Raw genomic sequence first — 25,867 nt, 5'->3', positions numbered from 1 at the left:
GCTCCACCTCTATCCCAACCCGGCACAGGAGTACCTCTATGTGCTGCTCCGGGATGCAGGCATTGCCCACCGCCGGGGCGCTGTCCTGCAATTGCTGGACCTGCAGGGGCGCATCTTGCAGTCGCACCCCGCCGGCCGCATCGATGAGGTGACCAGCATACTGCCGGTTCGGGGCCTGCCTGCCGGTGCCTACGTCCTCCGCTATGTGGCGGACGGTCAGGTTTTGGCGGCGGAGCGGGTAGTGGTGCGGTAGAAAAAATCGTTTTGCAGTTTACCTTACCTACTACCGCAGGGCACATTTAGGAATCCTGCACCGCATGAGCTAAATTGACATTGTCGTTTATCATCAGACCATTTAAACATAAAATATGAAAAAGACAACATACGCCTACTCCCTGTTACCCCTGCTACTTGCAGTGACTGTAGTTTCGCTCAAAGCACAGGATTACAGCCCTTTAGTCATAGAGCAAGCCACCTGGCAGATCATTGCGATAAATGGAAATGTTTACGACCCCTTTGGCTACACTATTGAGGGGGATACCACGATTGAGTCGGTAGCGTACAAGAAAGTTTACTATTTGGATTTGTTCCCGGATACCTTTTCAGTCGATTACGCTATTGAAGACCGATGGCTTTTTGGGGCCCTGAGGGAAGATACCGCTGCCCGCAAGGTCTACACGATTATATTCGATGAAACATGGGCCGATTTCTGCACCATCGGTAGTGAGTTTGAACTCTATGATTTTTCGAAAGGCATTGGAGATACGATTAGCAATTGTTTGACTTTTCCTGACATAGAATACCCATATATCATTGATGCCATCGATCAGGAGGAAGTATGGGGGCTTAACCGGACTCACATCCAAACCTCACAGTACGGCATTGAAGAATCGCTGATTGAAGGCATTGGATACTCCGGTGGTCTTTTTGTTTCAGCTGGTTATTTGCCCAGTACTGCTGATTGGGGGGTGTTCCTTCATGATTATTGTGTGGGTGCTGCAGCGGACTGTGGATTGCTCAGCAGCACGGCTTCTGAAAAGATGCTGCCGGTAGTCCGGGTATTTCCCAATCCGGTAAGACAGGGTGAGCCACTGTGGCTCGAAAAGCCGGAAGGTATAGCTGCTTACCACACTGTAGAATTGGTGGATGCTATGGGGCGGGTTTGTATCCGTCAGGCGTACACACCACCCGCCGATGGGCAATACCTATCGACCACCGGATTAGCTCCCGGCTTTTATGTGTTGCAGTTCCGCAGCCAAGACGGGCAGCTTTTGCAGGTTGAAAAAGTAATCATAGAGTAGAGTAGGTGCATGGATGAAAGAGGTAAGCTTGTATTATACCGACGATAAAGTGGTTTGCCACAGCAAACCGACTTGATGTCGGCATAAACGCTGGAAAGTGGCCTGCGCCTGTCCTGACAAGCTTCGCTTCGTCACGGGCCGATGTCGCAAACCACTTTGTTAAGCGTATACATCAAGCCTTACGTGCTGCTCCAAGCTCGACACTCACGAGGGACATTACCACCAAAACCTCTCCGATGAAATAAGCCACGCCCAGCCAGGTCAGGGTGTCGAAGCGGTAGGCCACGATCCCAAGCGTAGCGATACAGTAGAGGGTATTGGCTACTGCGATGCCGGTCAGAAAGGGGGCTCCGCCTTCTTTGATCCGCCAGTAGCAGGTGAGGGAGTAAACGGCAAAGCAGGCGGCAACGCCCGCCAGGATGTAGAGCAGGGAGGCAGGCATGCCAAACACAGACTCGTACCGGGCAAGCACCTGACTGAGCAGGAGGGCGGTGATGATGGCACCGATGCCGTCGATCAGGAATAGCTTGTTAATCGTAGCTTTGGCAGGCATAGGTTCGTTTTTACCCGGTTGCATGGAAGGAAAGGGTAAATGGTTAAACGCGCTACTGACCATTCTGTTCTTTATGCTTTAGCTGTCCGCGTACTTCCTTAAGGTATTTTTCATCTACTTCCAGAACACGGCAAATCGTGGTCAAGGCTCCCTACGCAGTACCCAGACCCTGTCCGGACGGCCGCCCCACAGCCACCGTTGGTAAGTAAAGCCAGCCTGCATAGCGTAGCCGGGCCTTGGGCCGAAGGCGATCATCCACTCATCATCATCTACCCACCACCAGGATTTACCGGGCTGCCCTTTGCGTTCCGGGTGGTAATGATGCCAGCCATTGTACTCATAGCCAGCATCCACCCGCTGCATGCGGATATCATTGCGCTGCAGCCATTGAAAAGCCTGTGCCCGGGCGCGGTTACAGGCGAGATAGTCATGGGTAGCCAGCATGCTGAAGAGCGCAAATATTAGGAGGACTGCTCCTTTAAACCATGCCTGTGGCTTAGGGGCAAGGGTTGCCAAAAACAGGATCGCCGAAGCCACGCTCAGTAGCATATACCGATCGAAAAAACCGGTGACCGACATAGCCAGGAAATTAGCCAGATTGAGCAGCAGCAGAAAAAGGAAGAAATCCTGCTGTTTATGGTTCAGCTCACGCCAGGCACTCAGGCCGACCCAGGTCAGCAGGCTGGCTGATAGCTGACTGATGTAGCCCAACCCATACATCATCCAAATGGGCAACCGTGGCGTATTGGGGAGCTGAAAAGTGTACACATCGCCCAACAGCTCCGGGCCAAGCCCCCAGTTGTACAGGATGTTGCCACCGTACGGAAAAACATGACCGGCATAATGCTGCGCGATGAGCAAGCCTCCATTCGCTACCAATATCCCGGTCAGCGGCCAAAGCCGGAGTACGCCGGCAGCCCGCACACGGGACCAAAGAAAGGGGAGCAACGGCAGGCAGAAAGCCCCGAGGTAGACCCAGGATTTAAAGCTTTGGCGGCCCAGCTGTGCGAGTACTCCCCCCGGCGCCTCCCGCAATTGCTGCAGTAGCTGCCCGGAGACCGGTAGGTAGTTTTCGCTGATGCCCAACCAGGGTTTTACTGTGTTTTCCAAAAGCAAGTAGGCGCCGGCGGCCACCGCTACGGACAGCCCCGCCCATAGCCATCCCCGCATTCCACCGCGCTGTTGCAAGAGATACCAGCCCCCCATAGCCGGGAAGAGTAAGATGCCCGGTTGCCGGTTGAGGTAGGCCAGCAGGCTTAAGACCGTGAATATAAGTAACCATTGGACGTGCCTGCTCTGCTGAAACCTAAGGCCTGCCCAGGCGGCCCAGATAACCAGGGCCAGAAAAGGCACATCGGTCATAAAGGAAAAGGAGAGGTGAAAATACAATGGGCTGAAAAGCAAAACAGCGGTACCCACGGTAGCCATGCTTACGGAAACACCAAGCAGGCGGAGCAACCGGAAGAAACCCAGCCCGCCCAGCCCTGCTGCCACCCAGGCAGACCACCGCAGGCATTCAAAACTAAAGCCCCCGCCCAGTTTGCAAAACAGTGCGCCCCAGGCCACCTGTGTCAGTATGTTGGGCGAAAAGCGCGCCTGAATACTGAGCTGACCCACCTCCACCCACTGCTTTACCGGGTAAGCGTATTGCCAGTCGTCATTGAGTGGGAAGTTGCCCTCAAAGCCAACCATTAGCGCGGCAACTAACCAGGCAACGCTCAGGGACAGGGCGGCAGTATAGGGGGGCAAGGTGTTTGTACGGGGCATAAAACCTAGCTGGGAAGGGTGAGTATAGTAAAACACAAAAAAGTGTACCCTTCCTCATCTGAAAGATACACTTTTTCGGACCCGGTAAGCCCTGATATGATGCTACAGGCTCGCGACGTGGCGAGTCAGCTTACTCTTCAGGTTAGAAGCTTTATTTGCGTGCCAGGTGCCGCGTTTTGCCAACCGGTCCACCATGCTGATGACCTTAGGCAGGAACTGCTCTGCTTCCGTTTTCTCCTTCATTTCACGGAGTTGACGGATAGAAGTCCGGGTGGTCTTCTTGTAGTAACGATTGTGTACGCGGCGCTTCGCTTCCTGACGCATGCGCTTCTTTGATGATTGGTGATTAGCCATTACTTTATGATATTTACATGCTTTCCAAAAAAGAGATGCAAATTTAAGCCTTCTTTCTAAGATTTTAAAGCCTGGCTTTGATTTTATTATTGGCACTGCTTTGTTTTGGTGTGCTGGCATGCATCGCCAAACAATCAACCGTTGTAAACGTGGCAATCCAAATCATAGTGGTATCTTTAGCGCTTTGCTTAGGGAGGAAGATTCATTAAAAAACGAAAATTACACTATGAGAAGAGTTTTGCTGTTGCTCCCCGTCTTACTTTTTACGGCATTGAATAATTTACAGGCGCAGGTTTGGCTGGAACTAGGGGCTAAAGGTATGATGGGCATGACTGGCCTGGCGAACGCCAACATTAACGGAGACTCGGAGCATGACAGCTCGCTGGGGTTTGCGACTTCGCTGGGTGGAGTAGCTAATCTGAACTTCGGCGATTATCATGGACTGACCTTTGAAATGCTGGGCGCTACCTACAGCCAATCTATGACTTACCGAGGGCCTGACGGCAACCGTGCGGTCAATATGGAATGGGAAAGCATTGATGCCTACCTGCTGTACCGCTTCTTCCGGAGCAACGGTGCTTTCGCAGAGCTGGGCGGCAAAGCGACTTACCTGCGCGGTGCGCAACAGTCGCTGGGTACCGACTGGGCTGACGTGTCGGGTAAATATACAGATCGTTACTGGTCGGGTTGCTTCGGGGTCGGGGGCTTTGTAACGGCCAATAAAGTGCTGACGGTCAAAACCGGGCTTCGGGCAGAGTACGCTTTCACCGACCTGATTTCGGCAGAGGGGCAGGCGGAGAACTACCCCACTTTTTACAAAACCTACGATGCTTACGAAGAAACCCGGCCCTTCCGTGTGGGCTTCTACCTGGAAGTAACCTTTGGGGTTGGAGGCCTGGCGCAGGCACAGTGCGGGTCCAGAGGGGTCCTCTTGGGCACTGGGTATAATTAAGCGACGGGCGATTAAGTAAGTGTCGTGTAAAGCCGACAGTTATTTGTTGCGCGTCGCTGAGCACATGTTGGGACGTTAGTAATCAACCTGTCCCGGTGTCTTGCCAGGGGGCTTTTTTGAATATATAAAGCAAGTCAGGGGTAAATAATGTGCTCTGGACTTGCTTTTGTATAAAAGCCCTGCTTACTTAGGGCAAATTTAGAGCGTGTTGGGACTTTGGTCTTCTGGTCAGAAACCAGCATTTTTTTGGTTAGGCGAGGTACGAAACCTGGAGTTTAGCCTTAGTCCCGCTTTTGGGTTCCAAAAAGCGGGAAGGATTTCAGGGACGAAGTATAAGCGGAAAAGTGTAGTTTGCAGACTGTTACTAAAGTTCCAATACGCTCTTAGACAGACAGCAGTAGCTGGTTTTGCGAACGATCCCGGCTACCAGGTGTTTTCGAACAAAAAACATAATCCGTAACCATAGCAGCGATGAACGATTTCTCATTTATAGCTAATGCTCACCCTGCGTACATCGACTCGATGTACCAAAAATATCTACAAGACCCGGATCAGGTGGAAGAAACCTGGCGGGCTTTTTTTCGTGGTTTTGACTATGCCGCAACGAGTGCAAACGGGCATGCAGACGGTACTACTGCCGTCTCTTCCGATGCACTCGATAAAGAGTTCAAAGTCCTGGCCCTGATCAAAGCCTTCCGCAACCGCGGGCACTTGTTGTCCAAAACGAATCCGATCCGGCAGCGCCGCGACCGGCACCCTAACCTGAACCTGGAAGATTTTGGCCTTTCAGAGGATGACCGGGGCCTGTCCTTCGAAGCTGGCCGTGAAGTAGGGTTGGGCAAAACTACGCTTCAGCATATTATTGACCACATGCGCAAAGTGTACTGTGGCAGTATCGGTATCGAATACCATCATATTCAGGACCGCGAAAAGCGGCGCTGGATCCGTTCCCGAATTGAAAACCTGGAGCCGGACACGAGCTATGGCTACGGTGACGACCAAAAGCGCCGGATTTTGGAAAAACTCAATGGGGCGGTAGTTTTTGAAAAATTCCTCCACACCAAGTATGTCGGTCAAAAGCGATTTTCCCTCGAAGGGGGTGAGAATACCATCGTGGCCCTGGACGGCCTGATCAACAAAGGCGCAGAATTGGGGGTACAGGAATTCCTCATCGGTATGGCACACCGGGGGCGCCTCAATGTGCTGGCTAATATCATGGGCAAGACTTACGCTCAGATTTTCAATGAGTTTGAAGGCACCGCTGTGCCCGACCTGAGCTTCGGTGACGGAGACGTCAAGTACCACCTTGGCTTTTCTTCTCAGGTGGAAACACCTTCCGGCAAAACGGTACACCTGAAGCTGGTCCCCAACCCTTCTCACCTCGAATCGGTAGACCCTGTGGTGGAAGGCTTTGCCCGTGCCAAAGCGGATATTCTCTACAATAGTGACTACGATCAGATCCTGCCCATCCTCATCCACGGGGATGCTGCGCTGGCCGGGCAGGGCATTACCTATGAGACGGTACAGATGAGCAAATTGGCGGGCTACTACACCGGTGGCACTATCCACTTTGTGATCAATAACCAAATTGGCTTCACTACGGACTTTGATGATGCCCGCTCTTCGACGTATAGCACAGGAGTGGCTAACGTAGTACAGGCACCGGTTTTTCACGTCAATGGCGATGACCCGGAAGCCGTGCTGTTTGCAACCGAATTTGCGATCGAATACCGGCAGAAGTTCAACAATGATGTCTTCATCGATATGGTGTGCTACCGTAAACACGGGCACAACGAGGGCGACGACCCCAAGTTCACGCAGCCTGAGATGTACGATATCATCAACAACCACCCGGACCCCCGCGAAGTGTACAACAGGCAGTTGGTGGAACGGGGCGATGTAGATAAAGAGCTGGCCGAGGAAATGGAAGATTCCTTCTGGAAATCCTTGCAGGAGCGCCTGGATGAGGTACGTGAACACCCACTGCCTTACGAATATCAGGAACCGGAACAGGCCTGGCGGGAACTCAAGAAAACGACTACTCCCGAGGACTACCGGGTATCTCCGGATACCGGTATTGACCGGCAGGATGTAGATAAACTCATCAAGCATTTAACGTCTTTCCCGGACGGCTTTACGCCACTGAGCAAGGTGAAGCGCCTGATGAAAGGTAAAGACAAGCTACTTTCAGAGAACAAGCTGGACTGGGCGATGGGCGAACTCCTGGCTTACGGTAGCATTTTGATGGAGGGCAAAGATGTGCGCATGAGCGGGCAGGACGTCCGCCGGGGCACTTTTTCTCACCGGCACGCTGTAGCCTATGATGCCAAGACTTACGAGCCGATCAACCGCCTGGATGGTATTCAGGACGGGCAGGGTAAGTTCCGGATTTTTAACTCCCTGCTTTCTGAGTTTGCGGTACTGGGTTTTGAATATGGCTATACCCTGGCTTCACCCGACAACCTGGTGCTCTGGGAGGCACAGTTTGGAGACTTCTACAATGGTGCACAGACTATCGTTGATCAGTACATCTCCGCTGCAGAAAGCAAATGGCGGCGTATGAGCGGGCTCGTACTCTTGTTGCCACACGGGTACGAAGGTCAGGGGCCGGAGCACTCAAGTGCCCGCCTGGAGCGTTTCCTGCAGGCTTGCGCCGAATTCAATATGACCATAGCGAATGTGACCAAGCCGGCAAACTTCTTCCACCTGCTGCGCCGTCAGCTGGCGCGCCCATTCCGCAAACCGTTGGTGGTGATGTCGCCTAAGTCGCTGCTCCGCCACCCCGAGTGTGTGTCGGATATCAGTGAGTTTGAGTCTGGTAACCGCTTCCAGGAAGTCCTGGATGATCCGTTTATCGGGCCGCGCAGTGGCAAAAAGGTTAAGCGCATCCTGCTTTGTAGCGGTAAAATCTACTACGACCTGATGCAGAAGCAGCGCGAAGATGACCGCAAAGACGTGGCGATCGTCCGTATGGAGCAGCTCTACCCGCTGCCCGATCAGCAACTGCAGGCGATCTTCGACCGCTACCCCAACGCAGAGCCGTACTGGGTACAGGAAGAGCCTTCCAATATGGGTGCCTGGCAGTACATCAACTCCATCTTCCTGGCTAAGGAAGTGGTGGTGAATACCGAGCTGAAGCACATCGCCCGCAAAGCGAGCGCTTCTACCGCTACGGGCTTCAAGGAAGTCCACGATCAGCAGCAACAGCGCATCGTCGACCTGGCCTTTGGCGAGGAGTAGGCTTTGCCTGAAGTGCATCAATTGAGCAGAGCCGCTTCCGGAGTTCCGGGGGCGGCTTTGCTGGTTTTGCGGGTTTACCTTTTTGTACCTTCCGGTAAAAAGGGACGTACTTGCTAAAACACGGAAATCATTGTAACTTGACAATCAACTGAACGGATACGCTATGGAGACTTTGCAGTCAAAACTTATATATGAGCAGGAAAGAAATAAGCCAATACCCGATAAATTTCATGCCTTCATACAGCAGCAGTTGCTGTTTTTAATCAAGTTTGCCTATGGGGACCGGTTCGAAGTACTGCCGGAGCTCAATTTCCTGTTTGGAGAAGAAAAGAATGTGCCAGATCTGGCGCTTTTTGAAAAAGGGCAGCTCGACCTGACGTATAATGAAACCAACATCGCGGAAATTCCTGTAGGGGCTATCGAGATTCTATCTGGTCAGCAACCGGTACAGGAGTTGGTCATCAAGCTCGAACGTTATTTGAATGCAGGGGTGAAGTCTTACTGGCTGGTGGTACCGGACTTACGGTCCATTTATGTGTACCACCACCGGAATGACAGCAATATTTTTGGCAGCAATGATACTCTCGTTGATAAGGTACTCGGTATTGAACTTGAGCTCAAAGAAGTATTTGGCGCTCTTGAGCGGAAAGGCTAATCGGGAACCGCCTCACCTTTTGCTCAAAACACAATAAAACTTACCTTCCTGCGATCTTGAAAACGAAGTATAGCAGTCTCTATTAACCATTGTCAGGCGCATTGCCTTTAATCATTTGCTCTGCTTTGAATAAGTCCACTACTATTGGTTTTAGTATATCGCCCAGCCTGCGTTTATTTTTTTCAATCCAATGCTCAATTTCTGATTCATCGGTCAGAATATCAATGCTAACTTTCTTTTCCGTACGTTGGTGGACTTCAAACCTTTCTGACTTTTCCTCCCAGCTCAGTCCGGTTATTTCCTTTCCGATGACTAATTCATCGATTTCTTCGTCATATTCGATTTCAGTATCATCATAGTATATATTTTCCTCAGGTATAACGATGCCTCCTCTGCTCAGAATCATAGCATCTCGTACATTGACTTGCAGCATTGACCATTTGTCCAGTACAATCCCTTCTAGGGATGCTCCGTTATTCACTCTTTCGACCGCTTCCTTAATGGTCAGTGTCTTCATCTCCCTGAGCTTTAAATTTACGTTCAATGTAGAGGTTTCTCTCCGTTTTGTTTGCCTGCCTGGCAGAGATCAAACGAATAACAACACCTCTCATATCATAGTGTAAACAACAAACAATATGAATTTAGTTGCCGTTTTGCCTATCCGAACAATTCGGTACTCATCACCTCTTTGGGCTTCGAATTCTAAGGAGTTGCTATCTTCAAAAACTGTTTTGGCTTCCTCGAAACCGATTTTATGCTTTCTAAGGTTCTTTTCATTTTTATTGTTGTCCCATTCGAATTTCATAGAGGAGTAAACAGTTGTCGATCATTTCTAAAGATACTGATATTTTTCAGTTTGCCCAAAAAAAGGATCGGCTTGGTAAACAAATGAATACAAGAGTCGATATTTAAGCTTAAGTATTAGGTTTCTGGCTAACCCCAAATAAATATCAAGTATTTGGCGCTCTTGAGCGGAAAGGCTAACTTTCGCTCATCCAAATCAATACTCATGTCCATCGCTCAGCGCATCCTGCAATTCAACCGCTCCCTTCAGCCCAACTGGGAACTACCACCGCACGCCGACCTGCTTTACCCCTTCGACGGGGAGGAGACCTGGCGCGCTATGGAGCAATTTTACGGCAAGTACTACGATGATGACCGCCCGCGCATTGCCATCTTTGGCATCAATCCGGGTCGTTTTGGAGCCGGTGTCACCGGAGTGCCCTTTACCGACCCCATCCGCCTGGAAGAAGTCTGCGGCATCCCGAATGCCTTTCACAAAAAACCGGAGCTGTCTTCCGACTTCGTCTACCGTTTCATCGACAACTGGGGCGGTGCGGAAGCCTTCTACGAGCATTTCTACATCACCTCCCTCTGCCCCCTCGGCTTTACCCGCGATGGCAAAAACTACAACTTCTACGATGACAAAAAGCTGGAGCGGGCGGTAGAGCCCCACATCATTCACAACATCCAATCGCAGCTTGATCTGGGCGTAACCAACAAAGTCGCCCTCGTCATGGGCGTAGGCAAAAACTGGAAATACTTTGAGCCCCTCAATGAAAAGCATGGCTTTTTCGAAGTGCTAAAGCCTTTGCCACACCCGCGCTGGGTGATGCAGTACCGGCGCAAGCGGCTGGAGGAGTTTCTGGAAGACTATCAGGAGGCGCTGGCGTGGGCGGTTGGAAAGCAAAAACTTTGAGCATGAAGATAATGAAAACAGATGAAGTGTTTGACCTCATCAATCGTGGTGAATCGGTAGACAATATCGTATTGTCTGATTTGAACAGCAAAAGATTGAGTATCAGGGAAGCATTGCAACTGGTGGAAAATGGTTTTTCTGTTTCGCAGGAGAATATCAGGTATGATGATGCTGAAGTTGCTTATGATGCTGATTTCGATGAGGTAGAATGGGAAGGTAATTACAAAAGCCTGAGGGGACTCTTGGTTTCCAGGCAAGTCGTTGAAGAAGAGCAGCCGAAAGAAGAGATCATAACCATAGAATTATCCGTTAAGGACAAAGGCTTGAAAAACTGGCTGGGAGAGAATACTGGCAAGCTAAAGGACATCATTAATAAGTTAGTGGTAGACCTGTACAAGACAGAGCAATTGTTGCACCCTGACCAGCATAAATAGCCGTTGGGCTAAGATTATTTCGTGATTTCATCAGACAGAGTTTGGTGCATACTTCAACAAACGATTTTGATAATCTATCACCTCTCTATCATTTCATGAAAATTGAATAGCACATGTTCAGTTTGATCAAAGAACTTTATTTAGATGGAGTCCGGGAAATAGCTTTCCAAAATAAGAAAGTGTTTGTTTTTCAAAAAGCACCATTTATCCGGGTTTTTGATATCAGCGAATATGATTTGATCTCGGAAAAAGCATTGAAGGGGATGACGGGGCCAAGCTTAATTAATGATTCTTACTTAGTTGCTCGTGATGAATCAGCAAAAACTATTTGTGTCTATAAAATTGATTCTCTTGAGCAGTTGGGAGAAAAACCAGTTGACAGAATATCTTTTCGATGTATAACAAGCGAGAATGATCTTCTGGTTTATGACGCTCAAAGTAAGAAAACAAGTCGATTAAACCTGGCTGATTTTGAAGCGGCTTGGTCTGCGAAAATAGAGCGGACAGGCCGGAGTAATTACTTCTATCGAGAAAAACTCTACACAACGCAGTTTTTGAATGACCAAAAGTTATTTTGTATTGATTGGCATACGGGGAGAGTTGACTGGGAATTTTTCGTTAATGATCATTTCGATCAAAAGTTAAAGATCGATAAAATAGTAGGCGTTTTTGATCGATATCTGATAATTAGTTTGCGGTATTATCAGGAGGGTAAAGTGATTTTAGTCGATTTGGAGAGTGGAGGCGTTGTTAGTGTTTTGCTTTCTCGCCCCGCGCCTATTTTTTTTGATGCGAAAAAGGGCTTGCTATTCAATATTGGGTATGATAAATATTGGGAGTTCAATTTGAGAAACAAAGAGATTAAAAACATAAACCTTTGGGAAAAATATGATGAGCGGTATGAGTTTTCTGGTATACACTCCTCTTTCAATCAGGATTATATTTTTGCATTCAGCTCGCTTAGAAAAGGTGGTGATATAATGGAAAGAAGCTATAGTGTGATCGAAAGAAAGAGCCTGGATATTCTTTGGAAGCATGTTTGTACGGAATATCCAAATGATGGAGTGATGAGGACTACAGCTAATCCTGTCTATTATCAAAATCGTCTATACTTTCTTTGGGAGGATCGCCTCAGAGTATATGAGCGTTTATAAGAGCATGTTTCAGTTTAAGGTCAATATAGTTAGATGAAAAGTATGCAATTGAAGGCGATACTGCCCCAATAAAAGTAGTAGGCTTAATAGGGTTGTAGGAACGTGTTAAGTCAGTCTGTAATAAAACTTGGTAACACTAAGCAAACCATTTACCTTGACCAACATCATAAAACAAAGTAGGCTGCATTTTTTTGCATATAGAAAAAGAGTACTTACCTCGTTTTTGATCTCGAATCAGATACTCAGAAGTTAAAAGCAGGCTCCAGTTTTCAATATCCCTGGCGCTAAAAAGGTAGGTTGGCTTTCATTCAATTGTAAGGAAAGAGGTAATAATCACCCCTTCGGATAAGGGCAATGCCGGCACCCGCTCCCACAGCAGTATCCCCGCTTGAGATGAGACCAGCTCGTCATCACGAACATCCCGTTTTCCAGGTAGTAATCGATGCCCTCCACAGGCCTGCCGGGCCTTTTGTAATCTGGTGCAATATTGGGCCTTTTGCCGGCTTTGAAGTCCGCCACAAACTGCTCAATTTGCTCCTGTACCTGCGCTTTGAGGCAGGCAGGGCAAAGGCAGCGTGCTGCTTCGATGGGCGCAATAGCGGGCAGCTTATGGCACCAGCAAGCAGCGGCGTTTTCCACCTGGCAGTCAAAGACGGTATTGCAATTTGGGCAGGTCTGTTTCACGGTTTTGGTTTTACGCGTCAAAACTACCTACTTTTTACTAATTCTCATTCATACTGAAAGCGTGCCGTGAGGTACGCAATATAGGTAACTCAAGGACGAGGCCGGGTGTCCGTGCCGTAGGTACGGAATGTGCCGTTCTGTACGTTGCGGATCAATCTGTATTGACACGCTATGCAATACCAAGTAAAGCGTGCCGTGAGGTACGCCATGTAGGTAACCCAGGGACCAGGCCGGGAACCCGTGCCGTAGGTACGGAATGTACCGCCCATGACTCCCTACTTCTTTTTACCAAAGTGCCGGATATTGTACGTAAAGTTCAGCATCACATACCGCTGTAGTACCTCCGTCTGCACATCCTCAATGAAGACATCCGTGACATTCCGGCTAATGCTGTTGTTTTGCCCCAAAATGTCAAAAACACTCAGGCTGATTTCCGCCTTATCATCCAGGAATTTTTTGCCTGCTTCCGCATTCCACAGCCAGAAATTTTGATTAAAACCTTCCGACAGCCCGTCAAATAGCTGATGGTTCACGCTGCTGCGTACTACCCAGCCGTTGCCGATCAGGAAGTTGGCCCCCAGCCGGGTGGACTGATTGAGGAAGTTGTTGTCCAGGGCCGTATTCAGGCTATTGCGTACCCGGTTGTAGCTGGTCTGGGAAGACAGCGTAAAGTCCACCCGTTCGCTGATATTGCTGCTCAGGGTGGCATTGAGGGAAGAGCCGATGTTGTTGGCGTAGTTCAGGTTATCATTGATGAGGCCTGGAATCCGCTGAAAGGTACCCCCAACGCTAAAGTTGAGGTTGGACTTGATGGCCGATAGCGGAAAGCCGTAGGTCGTAAAAGCCCGGGCATTCCAGTAGCCATCCAGGTTGACCGGTTGCCGGAGTTGTGCGCCCCGCTGCAGGAAGATACCGGGCCGGATCAGCAGGTCGCGGTCTGCCGTGAAGGTACTGTTGCCGATGTAGTTCTGCGTGTACTGCGCGGAAAGCAACACGTAAAACACCGAAGCCTGGTCGGTATTCGTTTTGGAATAGCGGGCAAATACCCGGTGGGTATAGTCCTGCCTGAGGTCCGCATTACCGGTAGACAGTTGGAGCGGGTTGCTGTTGTCGATCACCTCCTGTAGTTGGCGGAGAGAAGGGGGCGCCGTCCGCCCAAAGTAGCCGGCACGCAGGTTGGCATCCTTGGAAAACTGGTAACGCATAAAGAGCCGCGGCAGGAAGTTAAAGAAGCGTCGGTCTATAGCCTCCGGTGCCGGAAAAACCTGATCCCCGCTCAACTGTGCCCACTGTGCCACAATCCGGCCATTGAAGATCAGCTCTTTATCACGGAACCGCAGCCCTACGCTGCCCTCCTGTGTCTGATAGGTGGTCTCAAAGGTATTAGACAGCAGCGGGTTGAGGTCGGAAAATTCACCATCTGCTGCCCGGTCGAAGGTCTCCTGATCGCCATCGGTATTTTGCTGGCTGGCTTCGGCGCCCAATTGCAGCTGAGCCTTCTCGCCAAGGGGTTCGCTGTAGCGAACGCCCGCGCTGTGCGTCCACCCCGTTTCGTTCAGCCCGGCAAACTGATCAAGGTTTTCGGTGAAGGCAGAGTCTTGCAGGAAGCGGTTCTCAGAAGCCAAAAAACGCTCGCCTTCCTGCTGATTGTAATTGGTGCCGATATTGAGGGAGACGGTCCGCCCCCGTTTGGCAAACCGGTGGCGGTAGTTAAGGTCATTTGAAAAATTCAGGGCGTTTAGATCCGTCTGTAGGTCAAAGTCGGTGCTGCTGAGCAGCAGGTTTTGCAACCGGGTTTGCCCGAAGGTTTGTTCCTGCCCTTCACTTTGCTGCAAGCTGAGGCGGGGCCGTATGCTGATGGTGTTTTTGGGGTCGATTTCATATTCTATTTGTGCGTTCAGCCGGTGGTTGATCGTCCGGGTATCCGCCAGGTTGTCTTCATCGTAGGTTTGCCCAAGCAGGCGGTCGCTGAGGAAGTCCTGGAAAATGGACGACCGGGCGGTGTTATCAGTCTGATTGAAAAAGTAGCTGGCGTTGGTTTCCACTTTGTCGCCCCATTTGTCGGCATAGTTCAGCCCAAAGGCGTGGGTAGTCGCAATGCCATTCTGAGTATTCACCAGGAAGTCGCTGGGGTCGGTACCTCCGCCGCCGCCCCGCCGGCTTCTCCCCCTGCCGCGCTGACTGCCCGAGCTGCCGAAAAGGCCCGAGAGGTCTTCCCCGGCAAAATTTTGCTGGTTGATGTTATTGGTCTGCCCGATGATGGACAGGCGGGCATCGCCTTTGAAGATGTTGACGTTGCCCCCGGCCCGGTATAGGCCTTCTTCGCCAATGCCTGCATAGAGCTTCCCAAACTCCCCCTGCCGCTTGCCGGGCTTGGTGATGATGTTGATGGCTTTGGTGGTCTCCCCGCTGTTGAATCCGCTAAACCGGTCCTGTTCGCTCTGCTGGTCAAAAACCTGGATTTTGTCGATCACCTCAGCTGGCAGATTGCGGAGGGCTGCACTGGGGTCATCGCCAAAGAAAGGCTTGCCATCCACGAGGACCTGCCTGATCTCCTCGCCCTGTGCCTGTGCCTTGCCATTCTCAAACAGCACCCCCGGCATTTTGCGGATGAGGTCCTCGGCGCTGGCATCGGGATTGACCTTATAGGCGTTGGAGCTGTACTGCGTGGTGTCGCCGGATTGGGTGGCGAGGGGGGCCTTGCCCGTGATTTCCACCTCGTCCAGATTGAGGGCAATTTGGGTGATTTGCAGTAGCCCCAGGTCAAAGTCTTCCTGAAGTTCAATGGTATCCGAGTAGCTCTGGTAGCCTACGTAGGTGATAGAAAGAGCGTAGGTGCCGGGCTGCAGGCCGCTGAATTGGAATTTCCCTTTTGAATTGCTGGTCTCGCTGAACTCTTTTGTGCCATCGGTGAGGTATACATACGCCCCTTCGAGCGGCGCCTGTTCCGTTGAATCGTAAATCGTGCCGGTGAGGGAGCGCTGTTGGGCAAAGGCGTGCGCCAGGGGCAACAGCAGAAAAAGTAAGCTGCTTAGGGTTTTCATTTGCAGTAGTAATTAGGTCGGTTTACCCCGTTAGACCAAGTTGGTCTGTTGTTTTTTCCCGTCACCATGAAGATAAGTGAAAAAAATCACTGTTGTACTTACTTTAGAATCCCTATCTTAACGACAACTAACCAACTGTACACATGAACCTCGACTGGACTTACGAAGAATTCTCAGCTTTTGCGATGCTTTACGCTGCTTCTATTGATGCCGAAGTTGACCCGGAAGAAGAAGCGCTGATCCGGAAACGGCTGGATGAACGGAGCTATCAGCGTATCAAAGCCGTCTTTGAAGAGTGCTCCGATGCAGAGTGCATCAATACCATTTTGGATTACCAGAAGAAATTCATGCAAGATGAATCGGGGCAAGCGCGTTTGTTGAAAGACTTTAAGGATGTCTTCGAAGCCGACCATCGCTATACCGCTATAGAACGGGAGATGATGCACTTGTTTAAGCGTATGCTCAAATAGAGCAGTCTGCTGACCTTCCTCATTGCCTGCTGCTGCCTAAGCCATTACATTTGGGCTGTACCAAATGCAAAACGCCATGGATTTAGCAATGATGCGGGAAGAGTTCACCCTTTCGGGGTTGTCCAGAGAAACCTTGCAGGCCGATCCGGTTCAACAATTCGAAACCTGGTTTGAGCAGGCAGAGCAAGCAGGCATCAATATGCCCAATGCCATGTCTTTGGCTACGGTATCACCGGATGGGCAGCCTAGCCTGCGCACCGTGCTGCTGAAGTATTTCGACACCACCGGTTTTGTCTTCTTCACGAATTATGAGAGCAAAAAGGCGAAGGACATTGCCGCTAACGCAAAAGTCGCCCTGCACTTTCCGTGGCTGGGCCTCGAGCGGCAGGTGAAAATCATGGGGCGTGCGGAGCGGGTCAGTACCGCTGAGTCTGCAAAATACTTCCTCCGCCGGCCGCATGGAAGTCAGCTGGGGGCCTGGGTGTCCAACCAAAGCGCGCCTATCTCCTCCCGGCAAGTGCTGCTGTCCAAATTTGAAGAACTGAAGCGCAAATTTAAAAAAGGGGAAGTGCCCCTGCCCTCTTTTTGGGGCGGCTACCGGGTGGTCCCGGATACTTTTGAGTTTTGGCAAGGCCGCCAATACCGCCTGCACGACCGGTTTCAATACACCTCAGCAGAGGAAGGGTGGACAATAGAACGATTAGCGCCCTAAAGTGTTTGGGTTGAAAACCAGCGCAAAGATGTCTGAACCATTATCTAAACTCAAACTACAGCTCATTCAGGCCATTCTGCGCACGGATGACCCGGAGGTGCTGCGCACTGCCCTGCAAGTCCTTTCCCTGGAGAATCCTGCTGCAACCACAGCCTCCGCTGACCGGCCGATGTCATTGGATAACCTGCCTGATATGCTCAATCAGGGCACAACACCCACCGATCCGGAGGTGCAGGACTTGCAACGGGATATTGATGATATTTTTAATGCTTAGAGCTTGTTGTCAAGTATGAAATGAAGAGTGGAGCCAAGCCTGACTCAACCCCAATCTTTAGTGCCAACCCGCTCAGCCCGGCTTTCCAATCCGCATTGTTTTATCTTGTGACAGTCTGATGCTGATTCAGATTTTGAAGGTGTGGATATCTTCCTTCAAAAGAACGGGCGTTTCGGCAGTTTCAAAAAGCGGTACTCATTGGTGGCGCTTTCAGAGCGTTGACTTGGCAGACGATAAGCTTTGGGTTGGATTGGCTTTTTTTTAAAGCTGCAATGTTTTATCTTACGGGGGTCGGACGCAGATGGTGCCTCCTGCGTCAATAGGCTGGTCCGGGATCATGCCGTGTTTTTCACGGTTTGAAGTCCGGGGTTGCTGGGCTTTCAGGGTTGATGGCCCGTTTACAAACGATTATAATCGTTTAGAGCGTGTTGGGACTTTAGTAATCGGTCTGCAAACTACACTTTTTTGTTTATGCTTCGTCCCGGAAATCCTCATTTAGCTAAGGCTAAACTCCGGTTTTCGTGCCTCGTCTAACCAAAAAATTGTTAGTTTTCGACTAGAAGACAAAAGTCCCAACACGCTCTTATAAATGGATGCTAGGGCGTAAGTGGTTGATTAGGAGGCTGCTGATTTGTGGTGGGGTAGGCGTAGTATTCGGATACCCAAACTGCCCTGACGTATACCCCCGTGAACAATTGCGTACTGCGTAACCTGCAGAGCCCGCTAGCTGACTTGGACCTGTATGCCCTGAAAGGTATATGAAATGGGGGGGGATGTTTGGATATATCCTTGTTGTATGCCATGCTGAAAAAAGCCAACCGCACAAACAGGCACATTTGCTTGCCCCACCACACAGGCTGACGCTTCGCAATCAAAAGAGCCTGTTTTTCTCCCTCCCGCGCACTGAAATTTGACAAGACTTTCTTATATTAGCCAAATATTGACAAGTCATAAAATAACAGGTCATGCAATTTGGTGAACGTATTAGAGAGCTGCGTGAAAGTAAAGAACTTTTGCAACGCCAATTAGCCGCCAGTTTAGAGATAGACACGCCTATGTTTAGCAAAATCGAACGTGGCGAGAGACGTGCTAAACGAGAACAAGTGCTTCTATTGGCTGAGCTATTGGACACTAATGTGAATGACCTCATGACCTTATGGTTAGCCGATCAGGTGTATGACCTTGTAAAAGATGAAGAAATGGCCGCCCAAGCATTGAAGGTGGCAGAAGAAGAAGTTAAATACAACGCTAAAAGCAAATAAATATGCCCACACTGCAATTCAAAGGCAAGAATATCATTTGGAACCACCATTTAAGTGTTCCCTATCATTCAATGGATGAAGTAGACGATTTGCACTATCAACCAGAAAAAGGTCAACATCAAATTATTGAAGGAGATAATCTAGTTGCATTAAAAGCAATGCTGCCGAAGTATGCAGGAGAAGTAAAGTGCATTTACATAGATCCACCTTATAATACGGGAAATGAAGAGTGGGTTTATTCAGATAAGGTAAATAGTCCATTAATCAGAGATTGGTTAAACAAAATTGTTTCAAAAGATGACCTAACTAAGCATGATAAATGGTTATGCATGATGGCTCCACGTCTCAAGATGTTGAGAGAACTCCTTTCTGAAGACGGGCTAATATTTATTTCAATTGATGATTATGAAATTCATAATCTTAGAAGCATTTGTAATGAAATTTTCGATGAAGAAAACCTTATAGCCAACTTCACTTGGAGAACGGATGGGAATTTTGATAATCAAGCAAAAATCAAGATTAATCATGAATATGTCCTCTGTTACGCTTTTGATAAATCAAAATTTGAGTTTCCAGAAATCATTGACCCAAATGTTTTGGAAGACAGTAAGTTATTTAATGATGATATTGTAAATACCATTGTAAAAAATGGTCCGAAGAATCCAATTAGCTCTATCACTTTACCAAAAGGCTTCCCAGCTAATTTTGAGAATGGAATAATTGAAAAAAGACAAAACAAGTGGCCTCATTTCAAAGAAAAAGCTGAAATCGAAAATTATAAATTAAAATCCCCGGTAGAAGTATCGAGTGGTTGGAGTTCAAAGAGATTATTTGAATTATATCTTGGCAACAATCTTCAAGGGGTTTTGGACACAAAGGGTCAAATAACAGAGTTTTATTTGACCGAAAATGGAGCTATCGAAGCTCGTAAGAAGAGAGAGATAAACAGTCATGTTATTTCGTCTTTAGTCAATCTCGGCAGTACACAAGCCATGAGTGCTGAATTAAAGGAGATGGCGATTGACTTTGATTACCCTAAACCTACCTCACTCATAAAATACCTTTTACAAGTTTTAAAGGATAAGAACTGTGTTATCCTAGACTCATTTGCAGGTTCTGGCACAACCATGCATGCAGTAATGCAACTCAACAAGGAAGACGGTGGAAATCGTCAATGTATCATGGTTCAAATGCCTGAAAATTCAGAATCCGAACCTGATAAAAATGTTTGCCGAGACATAACTCGTCAACGGGTAAAATTGGCCATTGAAAAGCATGGATTTAGTTCAGGCTTTAAGTATCTCCGTGTTGGTTCTCCAATCGACCCTGAAACCATGCTGGATGGCGACCTACCTACCTATCAGCAATTTGCCGAGTATGTGTATTATCTGGCTACTGGTGGCCACTTAGCCGACAAAACCAAAGTAGATGCTTCCAAGCATTTTGTGGGTATAGAAGGTGGTCAGGCAGTTTACCTGATCTACGAACAGGATATGGATAAGCTCTCTCGCTTGGCACTCACTTTACAAATTGCAGAGTCAATCGTAAAGCATAGTCCGGGTAAGCGCAGGGTTGTTTTTGCCCCTTCATGCTTCTTAGATGAAGAATACATGACCGCCATGCAAATTGAATTTGTATCGGTTCCTTACAATCTCTTTGAACGTAAAAACAACGGCTAAGCATGTATTTAAAGAAATATCAGATAAGGGTTGTAAATGAGCTAAAGCACTTTTTCCAAACTGCCAAAACTCAAAAGACAGCTATTGAAGCCGCTGCAAAGGTGTTGCCCGAAAACATGCGCAACAACCTCAACTACGTGCAATCAACATTTGATACCATTGGCAAACCCTACCTTGATAATTGCCGAAATGGTTTAGGGCAATACTATCCACGCACTTCGCTCAAAGTACCCACAGGTGGCGGTAAAACCATTTTGGCAGTAGAAGCCATACGTGAGTACCAAACCCTTTTTACTGAGCGCAAAACGGGCTTGGTGGTTTGGATTGTTCCTAAAGAAACAATCTACACTCAAACAGTGGACAGGCTTAGAGATAAAAGTCACCCTTACCGCCAGTTATTAGACCAAGCAAGCGGTGGCAAAACAATCATTAAAGAAAAAGGACAAAAACTATCCCTTCAAGACATTGAAGAAAACTTGGTTGTACTGTTCATTATGATTCAGTCCATTAGTAGAGCCAACAATTTAGAAGCCCTAAAAGTGTTTCAGGATAGCGGTGGCTATGACAGTTTTTTTCCACAAGACAACCGATATGACCTCCATGGCCAATGGTTAAAAGAAGTACCCAACTTGGACTCCATGTGGGTCAATGGTGATCAGGCACAATTGGTAACAAGTCTCGGCAATGCCGTTAGAGTGTCTAAGCCCCTTATTATCATCGATGAAATCCACCGTGTATTCACACCTACAGCAAAATCAACCATTGACAACCTGAACCCTGAAATGGTTTTAGGGCTATCAGCTACGCCGAAAGAAGGCATGAATTTGCTTTCAACCGTTACTGGTCTCGAATTGAAGGATGAAGAAATGGTAAAACTTGATTTGCATATTCGTCCTCCCGCAAGCGGTTCAGACAATGACTGGAAGGGAATGATAAGCCAAATCAAAGAACACCGTGAACAGCTCGAACAAAAAGCCATAGAGTACCGCCAAAATACAGGCGAATACATTCGACCAATCGCACTCATTCAGGTAGAAAGAACCGGAAAAGACCAACGTGGAAAAGGCTTTGTGCATAGCGAAGATGTAAAAGAACATTTGATTGAAATGGGCGTTAACCCTGATGAAGTAGCCATAAAGTCAAGTGCTCAAAACGATATTGAAAATATAGACCTTTTTGCTTCAGAATGTCCCATAAGATTCATTATTACCAAAGAAGCACTTTCTGAAGGTTGGGATTGTTCATTTGCCTACACATTAGGTATTATCCCTAATACAGCTTCAAACACTGGCGTCACTCAGCTTATTGGTCGTATACTCAGACAACCAAGGGCAAAAAAGACGGGCATTCCTTTATTGGATGAAAGCTATGTGTACTACTGCAAGGGCGACACAAGAAGCCTTTTGGATAGAGTAATTGCAGGGTTCAAAGAAGAAGGTCTTGGCGACCTTGTTTCTAAAATGAAAGTTCAAGGCCAAGACACAGTTAATCCAACAAAGAGTGTTACCATAAAGGATGAGTTTAAGAAATACGAATATGCATTCTATCTTCCCGTTTGGCTAATGGTCAACAAGGAAAAAAAGTCAAAGCGAAGATTCAGCTATGACTTTGATATTCTACCATTCATTAATTTTCAATCCTACAAAATCTCTGATGAGCTTTTGACTCGTATTACTTCTTCACTCAGTGAAGAAAACAAAGAACAAAAAGCCTTTACGGTAACCATAGATGCCAAAAGCCAAACAGCAATAGCCGAAGAAAAACTTGAATCAAGATTCAAGGGCTTTATTTCTAAAGGCTACATGACAAGGCGTTTTTCAGAAGTGATTGATAATTCATTTTTAGCCAGGAGAATTTGTAATGAAACAGTTGATACACTCATGGAAGAAGTGGGTGAGCAAAAGTTTGCCGAACACTTCTCCTACATTACCTCTTTGGTAACGAAAGACCTGAAAGAAAATCGTCAAAAACAGGAAGAAGAAATCTTTCTAAACCACTTGAAGAACGACAACCTTGAACTGGCTGTGAGTGATGACAAATCAATCGGTTACAAGATTCCCACAACCGATACGATTACCACTACAAGCATTCCGAATACGTACATCAAGAACTTGTATTCAGATGTGGAAGTCACAACTATGAATGGTTTGGAAAAATCTGTTGCTTCTATTCTTGAAAATCAAACAAAACTTCTTTGGTGGTTCAGAAATCGTGTGGGTAAAAATTGGTACGCTATTCAAGGTTGGCATGAGCATAAAATCAGACCTGATTTTATTGCTGCAAAGAAGAAAGATGACGACACCATTGAAGTCATTTATATCATTGAGAGTAAGGGTGAGCATTTAGCCGGAAATCCTGATACGCTATATAAGAAGAAGGTAATGGATGAAATGACACGACTTAAAAAGAACGGTAAGGTGGTAGCCTATCAAACTCAGTTTGATTTTGGCACACTCAATGAATCAGTAGAAGCCTACCTAATTGAAGAGAAAAAGGAAGAAGAGCTGAAAAAACTATTGAAATGAAGCACAACACTTCAAAGCCATACACATTGCCAAATCGCATAAGCCAACCGTACGGACCAGATATTTTAGCCAATGAAATCATCGAGAATATAGAAGCAGGCTTGGAAAATTTTATGGAAGTGATGGAAACGATTAACGGAAAAGCTGATGAGTAAAGAGTTATTGAAGCATATCGGTGAAAGCACCGCATATTCTGCAAAAGGTCACTTTAAAACAGCTGACATCCGCAGAATCAGCACCTACATTTACATAGTTGTGAATATCGTTTTTGCAGTAATGGCCATATCCGGCCTTTTCTCCCAATTGTGGATTCAAGTTCTTTCCATTGCATCACTAATTGCTTCTATCCTATTATTGATTTCCGAAACGCATGGTGGTCTCGGAATCTGTTCCAGGCATACCAAGTTTGGTAATCTTTATTTAGAACTGCACAACGATACTTACTCAGAGTTTCTTAAAGAATCCCTAGATCAGCAGAACATTGAAAAGCTTCAAGAACGGCTGAACAAACTGAATAAAACAGAAAGACCAAACATCAATCTAGGTGGTCGCCATTGGGCTAAATACGCAATTGAAAAATCAGGTGAAATGACAAAATGGTGGAAGTAAATGGCAGCATCAATTGATTCATATTTAAAAACGCTTTCTTACACGTATTACCTGAAGAAAGATTCGACCGAGATTGATAAAATAAATCGATCGAAAGAAAACCTCCTGAAAAACCTAGATAATGAATTAGGCATTTTATTTAATAGACGATTCGTATTTGGTTCATACGACAGAGACACAATACTTCCCAGAAGCATTGACAGTAAGTCAGACATTGATCTGATGGTAGTTTTTAATCATACAGAATATGAGAGAAATCCGGAGACCTATCGTCTTTGGCTTAAGAATTTTGCTGATAAATACTACAAAGACCGCTACGGTTCAGAAGTTGTAAAGTCATTTCCAACAGTCACAGTGCGGTTGAACAATATCAACTTTGACCTAGTCCCAGCTAAGGAAGAACAGAATCTCTTTTATGGAAGTACACTTTACATTCCTGATAAGACATATGGCTGGCAGTCAACCAATCCAAATGATGTCAAACAGAGTTTGACAGATGCAAACACCAAGTACAACCAGGTTGTAAGACCAATTATTCGCCTTATAAAAGGATGGAACTGTTCAAACGGCTATCCTTACGATTCTTATGCGTTAGAGCTAGAAATTACAGGTATGAATTTTTCTGGTGACAATGTCCAGAGTGGATTCTTTTATGCAGTAGGACAGCTTTCTGCAAGTTGGAATGACCCACAAACTAAACGAGACAAAATATCAAGTCTAAAGTATAACATTGACAAAGTGAAGGAATGTTTAGAAGCCTATGACACGGACAGAGCTAAACATTGGCTTCATAGAGTATTACCATAACAATGAAACCAGCCGCACGCATCCACACACATTGCCAAGTCGCACCAACCGACCTGCAAACCAAAACTTGGCAAAGAGTGTGGCTGCCCTAACGCTGACAGAAAAGAAAATGAAAAAGCACGGGCATACAACATTGTGTATAAGCAATAGCGGGCTTAGTGCTAATTTGAAACGGAAAACTATAATTCAAAGGTCGGTGCTATCTGACTGTTTAGTAGCTTGAAATCCGCTACTGCTCATACACGAACCGTTTGGCTGTTACAGCAGGCTTTGCGGTTGGCGCCGGTAGCTTCACCAACTCACTACCAGTGGACTTGCACCACCAAGAAAACTCACTATCTTTATAGCGATGGATGTGCATTCCAGGCACACACAGAGTATAAAACGGCAACTGGGGCTCAACACCCCACCTGCGTTTATGCCAAACGTTACCTTTTACAAAAAAAATAAAAATGAACAAGTACATTCAATCAATACTACTATTTGGAATCGTGTTAATATTCGAAGCCGTACCTTTTCTGTACAAGGAATCATATGATATTATTGACATGAAATGGGGGTGGATAATAGGATTACCTTTAATTTTATTAATTCGTAATATTTACGAAGAAGGCAAAGCAAAAAACGAAGAAGGTACTTCATAAAAGGAAACTTCCAAGAACAATTTTCAAGTATGGTAAGGCTTTTTATAGCCGGTTAAAAAAATAGTAATTAAAATCGTAACTATTTAGGTTGATTTGCAAAATAGCGAGAAAATACCGAACTAGCACTGGTGAGTAAAGACGAGATCATAGCGCAACAGGCTGAGCAAATAGCGAAGCTGGAATCACTGCTGGCGGCAGCGCTAGCTCGTATTGCAGAACTGGAAGCTCAGCTGAAAGCCAACAGCGGTACCTCGTCGCGGCCTCCGAGCAGCGACGGGTTGAAGAAGGGCTGAGCTTACCCCGCAAGAAAGGCGGCCAGGCTGGGCATAAGGGCAAGACGCTTGAAATGGTCGCCCCCTCCTGTCCTTAAAGGATGCGTTTGTGGCTACTGACGCTGGCCAGGAAGCCGGGAAATTCGCATTTCCGACTTTACGCCTAAAGTCCAGTTAGTAGGTTAAGCTTCCGGTTTCTTAAGGAAAATAGAATCCACCTCTATGGGAAAATCTTTGATGATAGGAGAAGTAATTTGTTCGCCGCTGATGCCAAACGCATGCAATTCGTAGGCTTTTTCCTTCAGCACATAAACTTCAATGGAATGGTAAGAAGGATCAATAATCCAGTATTCTGCAACGCCATACTGCGCATACAGCCTCTTTTTTCCAGGTGGTCTCTTTTATAAGAGGACGGAGAAACAATCTCCACCAGACCATATCGGGCACCCCCCGGATGCCCCACTCGGGATCTAGCAACTTCATTTTTTCTTTGCTCAGAAAAACGAGGTCTGGTTGCGGGGCATTTTCTTCGGAAAAGATCACGGCGGTGGGAGAAGAGAAGGCCCTTCCCCGTTTTTTTTCGGTGACAAAGCCCCAACACGCTCTTAGAGCGTGTTGGGACTTTAGTAATCGGTCTGCAAACTACACTTTTTTGCTTATACTTCGTCCCGAAAATCCTTCCCGCAAATTGCGGGACAGGCTATTTAGCTAAGGCTAAACTCCGGTTTTCGTGCCTCGTCTAACCAAAAAATTGTTAGTTTTCGACTAGAAGACAA

At 47.3% G+C, this 25,867-nt stretch carries 27 protein-coding genes; 19 read left to right on the top strand and 8 right to left on the bottom strand.

The window, feature by feature from the left end:
- Both RIC19_RS13565 and RIC19_RS13560 read left to right on the top strand, forming a co-directional pair.
- The coding region (locus RIC19_RS13565; RefSeq protein WP_350178251.1) for a T9SS type A sorting domain-containing protein at window positions 1-253 on the top strand (253 nt) is incomplete at its 5' end.
- Window positions 254-368: 115 nt separating this feature from the next.
- Window positions 369-1,301 carry a T9SS type A sorting domain-containing protein gene (locus tag RIC19_RS13560; RefSeq protein WP_350178867.1) on the top strand — a complete coding sequence of 311 codons (933 nt, stop codon included), beginning with the start codon at window positions 369-371 and terminating at the stop codon, window positions 1,299-1,301.
- A gap of 172 nt (window positions 1,302-1,473) precedes the next feature.
- Here RIC19_RS13560 and RIC19_RS13555 read toward each other — a convergent pair whose 3' ends face one another.
- The 3 genes from RIC19_RS13555 to rpsT form a co-directional block, all read right to left on the bottom strand.
- The gene (locus tag RIC19_RS13555) at window positions 1,474-1,854 is read right to left on the bottom strand and encodes a hypothetical protein (RefSeq protein ID WP_350178866.1); all 381 of its coding nucleotides are present in this window, start codon (window positions 1,852-1,854) and stop codon (window positions 1,474-1,476) included.
- Window positions 1,855-1,995: 141 nt separating this feature from the next.
- Window positions 1,996-3,621 carry a glycosyltransferase family 39 protein gene (locus RIC19_RS13550; protein ID WP_350178865.1) on the bottom strand — a complete coding sequence of 542 codons (1,626 nt, stop codon included), beginning with the start codon at window positions 3,619-3,621 and terminating at the stop codon, window positions 1,996-1,998.
- Between the two features lie 102 nt (window positions 3,622-3,723).
- Window positions 3,724-3,975, bottom strand: coding sequence for a 30S ribosomal protein S20 (rpsT, locus tag RIC19_RS13545; RefSeq protein ID WP_350178864.1), 252 nt, complete (start codon window positions 3,973-3,975; stop codon window positions 3,724-3,726).
- Window positions 3,976-4,201: 226 nt separating this feature from the next.
- Between rpsT and RIC19_RS13540 the strand changes: the two genes are divergently transcribed.
- From RIC19_RS13540 to RIC19_RS13530, 3 genes are all read left to right on the top strand, one after another.
- A complete protein-coding gene (locus RIC19_RS13540) occupies window positions 4,202-4,927 on the top strand; it encodes a hypothetical protein (protein WP_350178863.1) in 726 nt (241 codons plus the stop codon).
- A 471-nt stretch (window positions 4,928-5,398) separates the two neighbouring features.
- The gene (locus RIC19_RS13535; protein ID WP_350178862.1) at window positions 5,399-8,167 is read left to right on the top strand and encodes a 2-oxoglutarate dehydrogenase E1 component; all 2,769 of its coding nucleotides are present in this window, start codon (window positions 5,399-5,401) and stop codon (window positions 8,165-8,167) included.
- A gap of 163 nt (window positions 8,168-8,330) precedes the next feature.
- Window positions 8,331-8,822 (top strand): Uma2 family endonuclease, encoded by a 492-nt coding sequence (locus RIC19_RS13530; RefSeq protein WP_350178861.1) that lies wholly within the window; start codon window positions 8,331-8,333, stop codon window positions 8,820-8,822.
- An 82-nt stretch (window positions 8,823-8,904) separates the two neighbouring features.
- On the opposite strand, the gene RIC19_RS13525 is transcribed toward RIC19_RS13530, so the two are convergent.
- Together RIC19_RS13525 and RIC19_RS13520 are read right to left on the bottom strand one after the other, a co-directional pair.
- The gene (locus RIC19_RS13525) at window positions 8,905-9,339 is read right to left on the bottom strand and encodes a hypothetical protein (protein WP_350178860.1); all 435 of its coding nucleotides are present in this window, start codon (window positions 9,337-9,339) and stop codon (window positions 8,905-8,907) included.
- 90 nt (window positions 9,340-9,429) lie between these two features.
- Window positions 9,430-9,627 carry a BrnT family toxin gene (locus RIC19_RS13520; protein WP_350178859.1) on the bottom strand — a complete coding sequence of 66 codons (198 nt, stop codon included), beginning with the start codon at window positions 9,625-9,627 and terminating at the stop codon, window positions 9,430-9,432.
- Window positions 9,628-9,831: 204 nt separating this feature from the next.
- Here RIC19_RS13520 and RIC19_RS13515 point away from each other — a divergent pair, with 204 nt between their 5' ends.
- The 3 genes from RIC19_RS13515 (at window position 9,832) to RIC19_RS13505 (ending at window position 12,109) form a co-directional block, all read left to right on the top strand.
- Window positions 9,832-10,521, top strand: a complete 690-nt coding sequence (locus RIC19_RS13515; protein ID WP_350178858.1) for a uracil-DNA glycosylase family protein — start codon at window positions 9,832-9,834, stop codon at window positions 10,519-10,521.
- A 2-nt stretch (window positions 10,522-10,523) separates the two neighbouring features.
- Window positions 10,524-10,955 carry a hypothetical protein gene (locus tag RIC19_RS13510; RefSeq protein WP_350178857.1) on the top strand — a complete coding sequence of 144 codons (432 nt, stop codon included), beginning with the start codon at window positions 10,524-10,526 and terminating at the stop codon, window positions 10,953-10,955.
- Between the two features lie 113 nt (window positions 10,956-11,068).
- Window positions 11,069-12,109, top strand: coding sequence for a hypothetical protein (locus tag RIC19_RS13505; protein ID WP_350178856.1), 1,041 nt, complete (start codon window positions 11,069-11,071; stop codon window positions 12,107-12,109).
- A 333-nt stretch (window positions 12,110-12,442) separates the two neighbouring features.
- Here RIC19_RS13505 and RIC19_RS13500 read toward each other — a convergent pair whose 3' ends face one another.
- Together RIC19_RS13500 and RIC19_RS13495 are read right to left on the bottom strand one after the other, a co-directional pair.
- Window positions 12,443-12,793, bottom strand: coding sequence for a cysteine-rich CWC family protein (locus RIC19_RS13500; protein ID WP_350178855.1), 351 nt, complete (start codon window positions 12,791-12,793; stop codon window positions 12,443-12,445).
- A 275-nt stretch (window positions 12,794-13,068) separates the two neighbouring features.
- Entirely contained in the window at window positions 13,069-15,837 is a 2,769-nt protein-coding gene (locus RIC19_RS13495) for an outer membrane beta-barrel protein (protein ID WP_350178854.1), read from the bottom strand.
- Window positions 15,838-15,980: 143 nt separating this feature from the next.
- Here RIC19_RS13495 and RIC19_RS13490 point away from each other — a divergent pair, with 143 nt between their 5' ends.
- The 11 genes from RIC19_RS13490 to RIC19_RS13440 all read left to right on the top strand — a co-directional run bounded on the left by RIC19_RS13490 (window position 15,981) and on the right by RIC19_RS13440 (window position 25,112).
- Window positions 15,981-16,307, top strand: coding sequence for a tellurite resistance TerB family protein (locus RIC19_RS13490; RefSeq protein ID WP_350178853.1), 327 nt, complete (start codon window positions 15,981-15,983; stop codon window positions 16,305-16,307).
- Window positions 16,308-16,383: 76 nt separating this feature from the next.
- Window positions 16,384-17,019, top strand: coding sequence for a pyridoxamine 5'-phosphate oxidase (gene pdxH / locus RIC19_RS13485; protein WP_350178852.1), 636 nt, complete (start codon window positions 16,384-16,386; stop codon window positions 17,017-17,019).
- Between the two features lie 28 nt (window positions 17,020-17,047).
- Window positions 17,048-17,293 (top strand): hypothetical protein, encoded by a 246-nt coding sequence (locus RIC19_RS13480; RefSeq protein ID WP_350178851.1) that lies wholly within the window; start codon window positions 17,048-17,050, stop codon window positions 17,291-17,293.
- 965 nt (window positions 17,294-18,258) lie between these two features.
- The gene (locus tag RIC19_RS13475) at window positions 18,259-18,555 is read left to right on the top strand and encodes a helix-turn-helix domain-containing protein (RefSeq protein ID WP_350178850.1); all 297 of its coding nucleotides are present in this window, start codon (window positions 18,259-18,261) and stop codon (window positions 18,553-18,555) included.
- Window positions 18,556-18,557: 2 nt separating this feature from the next.
- On the top strand, window positions 18,558-20,234 hold the full coding sequence (locus RIC19_RS13470; protein ID WP_350178849.1) for a site-specific DNA-methyltransferase: 1,677 nt from the start codon (window positions 18,558-18,560) through the stop codon (window positions 20,232-20,234).
- A gap of 2 nt (window positions 20,235-20,236) precedes the next feature.
- Entirely contained in the window at window positions 20,237-22,759 is a 2,523-nt protein-coding gene (locus RIC19_RS13465; RefSeq protein ID WP_350178848.1) for a DEAD/DEAH box helicase, read from the top strand.
- The gene (locus RIC19_RS13460) at window positions 22,756-22,914 is read left to right on the top strand and encodes a hypothetical protein (protein ID WP_350178869.1); all 159 of its coding nucleotides are present in this window, start codon (window positions 22,756-22,758) and stop codon (window positions 22,912-22,914) included. Before RIC19_RS13465 ends, RIC19_RS13460 begins: the two co-directional genes overlap by 4 nt.
- The gene (locus tag RIC19_RS13455; RefSeq protein ID WP_350178847.1) at window positions 22,907-23,368 is read left to right on the top strand and encodes a hypothetical protein; all 462 of its coding nucleotides are present in this window, start codon (window positions 22,907-22,909) and stop codon (window positions 23,366-23,368) included. Before RIC19_RS13460 ends, RIC19_RS13455 begins: the two co-directional genes overlap by 8 nt.
- The gene (locus tag RIC19_RS13450) at window positions 23,369-24,175 is read left to right on the top strand and encodes an SMODS domain-containing nucleotidyltransferase (protein ID WP_350178846.1); all 807 of its coding nucleotides are present in this window, start codon (window positions 23,369-23,371) and stop codon (window positions 24,173-24,175) included.
- Between the two features lie 452 nt (window positions 24,176-24,627).
- Window positions 24,628-24,819: a hypothetical protein gene (locus RIC19_RS13445; protein ID WP_350178845.1), complete on the top strand. Its 192-nt coding sequence runs from the start codon at window positions 24,628-24,630 to the stop codon at window positions 24,817-24,819.
- A gap of 128 nt (window positions 24,820-24,947) precedes the next feature.
- Window positions 24,948-25,112, top strand: coding sequence for a DUF6444 domain-containing protein (locus RIC19_RS13440; RefSeq protein ID WP_502930840.1), 165 nt, complete (start codon window positions 24,948-24,950; stop codon window positions 25,110-25,112).
- A gap of 161 nt (window positions 25,113-25,273) precedes the next feature.
- Here the strand turns inward: RIC19_RS13440 and RIC19_RS13435 are convergent, their stop codons facing one another.
- Window positions 25,274-25,468 carry a Uma2 family endonuclease gene (locus RIC19_RS13435; protein WP_350178868.1) on the bottom strand — a complete coding sequence of 65 codons (195 nt, stop codon included), beginning with the start codon at window positions 25,466-25,468 and terminating at the stop codon, window positions 25,274-25,276.
- Window positions 25,469-25,867: the final 399 nt, after the last annotated feature.

The sequence above is a fragment of the Phaeodactylibacter sp. genome (assembly GCF_040219495.1).
GTDB lineage: Bacteria > Bacteroidota > Bacteroidia > Chitinophagales > Saprospiraceae > Phaeodactylibacter.
Note: the sequence above shows the minus strand (reverse complement) of the source record. Positions and strands in the feature narration are given on the sequence as shown.

Bases quoted from the DNA above. Each gene is read 5' to 3' on its own strand.
- RIC19_RS13560 (WP_350178867.1), top strand. From the start codon at position 369: ATGAAAAAGACAACATACGCCTACTCCCTGTTACCCCTGCTACTTGCA.
- RIC19_RS13555 (WP_350178866.1), bottom strand. From the start codon at position 1,854: ATGCCTGCCAAAGCTACGATTAACAAGCTATTCCTGATCGACGGCATC.
- RIC19_RS13550 (WP_350178865.1), bottom strand. From the start codon at position 3,621: ATGCCCCGTACAAACACCTTGCCCCCCTATACTGCCGCCCTGTCCCTG.
- rpsT (WP_350178864.1), bottom strand. From the start codon at position 3,975: ATGGCTAATCACCAATCATCAAAGAAGCGCATGCGTCAGGAAGCGAAG.
- RIC19_RS13540 (WP_350178863.1), top strand. From the start codon at position 4,202: ATGAGAAGAGTTTTGCTGTTGCTCCCCGTCTTACTTTTTACGGCATTG.
- RIC19_RS13535 (WP_350178862.1), top strand. From the start codon at position 5,399: ATGAACGATTTCTCATTTATAGCTAATGCTCACCCTGCGTACATCGAC.
- RIC19_RS13530 (WP_350178861.1), top strand. From the start codon at position 8,331: ATGGAGACTTTGCAGTCAAAACTTATATATGAGCAGGAAAGAAATAAG.
- RIC19_RS13525 (WP_350178860.1), bottom strand. From the start codon at position 9,339: ATGAAGACACTGACCATTAAGGAAGCGGTCGAAAGAGTGAATAACGGA.
- RIC19_RS13520 (WP_350178859.1), bottom strand. From the start codon at position 9,627: ATGAAATTCGAATGGGACAACAATAAAAATGAAAAGAACCTTAGAAAG.
- RIC19_RS13515 (WP_350178858.1), top strand. From the start codon at position 9,832: ATGTCCATCGCTCAGCGCATCCTGCAATTCAACCGCTCCCTTCAGCCC.
- RIC19_RS13510 (WP_350178857.1), top strand. From the start codon at position 10,524: ATGAAGATAATGAAAACAGATGAAGTGTTTGACCTCATCAATCGTGGT.
- RIC19_RS13505 (WP_350178856.1), top strand. From the start codon at position 11,069: ATGTTCAGTTTGATCAAAGAACTTTATTTAGATGGAGTCCGGGAAATA.
- RIC19_RS13495 (WP_350178854.1), bottom strand. From the start codon at position 15,837: ATGAAAACCCTAAGCAGCTTACTTTTTCTGCTGTTGCCCCTGGCGCAC.
- RIC19_RS13490 (WP_350178853.1), top strand. From the start codon at position 15,981: ATGAACCTCGACTGGACTTACGAAGAATTCTCAGCTTTTGCGATGCTT.
- pdxH (WP_350178852.1), top strand. From the start codon at position 16,384: ATGGATTTAGCAATGATGCGGGAAGAGTTCACCCTTTCGGGGTTGTCC.
- RIC19_RS13480 (WP_350178851.1), top strand. From the start codon at position 17,048: ATGTCTGAACCATTATCTAAACTCAAACTACAGCTCATTCAGGCCATT.
- RIC19_RS13475 (WP_350178850.1), top strand. From the start codon at position 18,259: ATGCAATTTGGTGAACGTATTAGAGAGCTGCGTGAAAGTAAAGAACTT.
- RIC19_RS13470 (WP_350178849.1), top strand. From the start codon at position 18,558: ATGCCCACACTGCAATTCAAAGGCAAGAATATCATTTGGAACCACCAT.
- RIC19_RS13465 (WP_350178848.1), top strand. From the start codon at position 20,237: ATGTATTTAAAGAAATATCAGATAAGGGTTGTAAATGAGCTAAAGCAC.
- RIC19_RS13460 (WP_350178869.1), top strand. From the start codon at position 22,756: ATGAAGCACAACACTTCAAAGCCATACACATTGCCAAATCGCATAAGC.
- RIC19_RS13455 (WP_350178847.1), top strand. From the start codon at position 22,907: ATGAGTAAAGAGTTATTGAAGCATATCGGTGAAAGCACCGCATATTCT.
- RIC19_RS13450 (WP_350178846.1), top strand. From the start codon at position 23,369: ATGGCAGCATCAATTGATTCATATTTAAAAACGCTTTCTTACACGTAT.
- RIC19_RS13445 (WP_350178845.1), top strand. From the start codon at position 24,628: ATGAACAAGTACATTCAATCAATACTACTATTTGGAATCGTGTTAATA.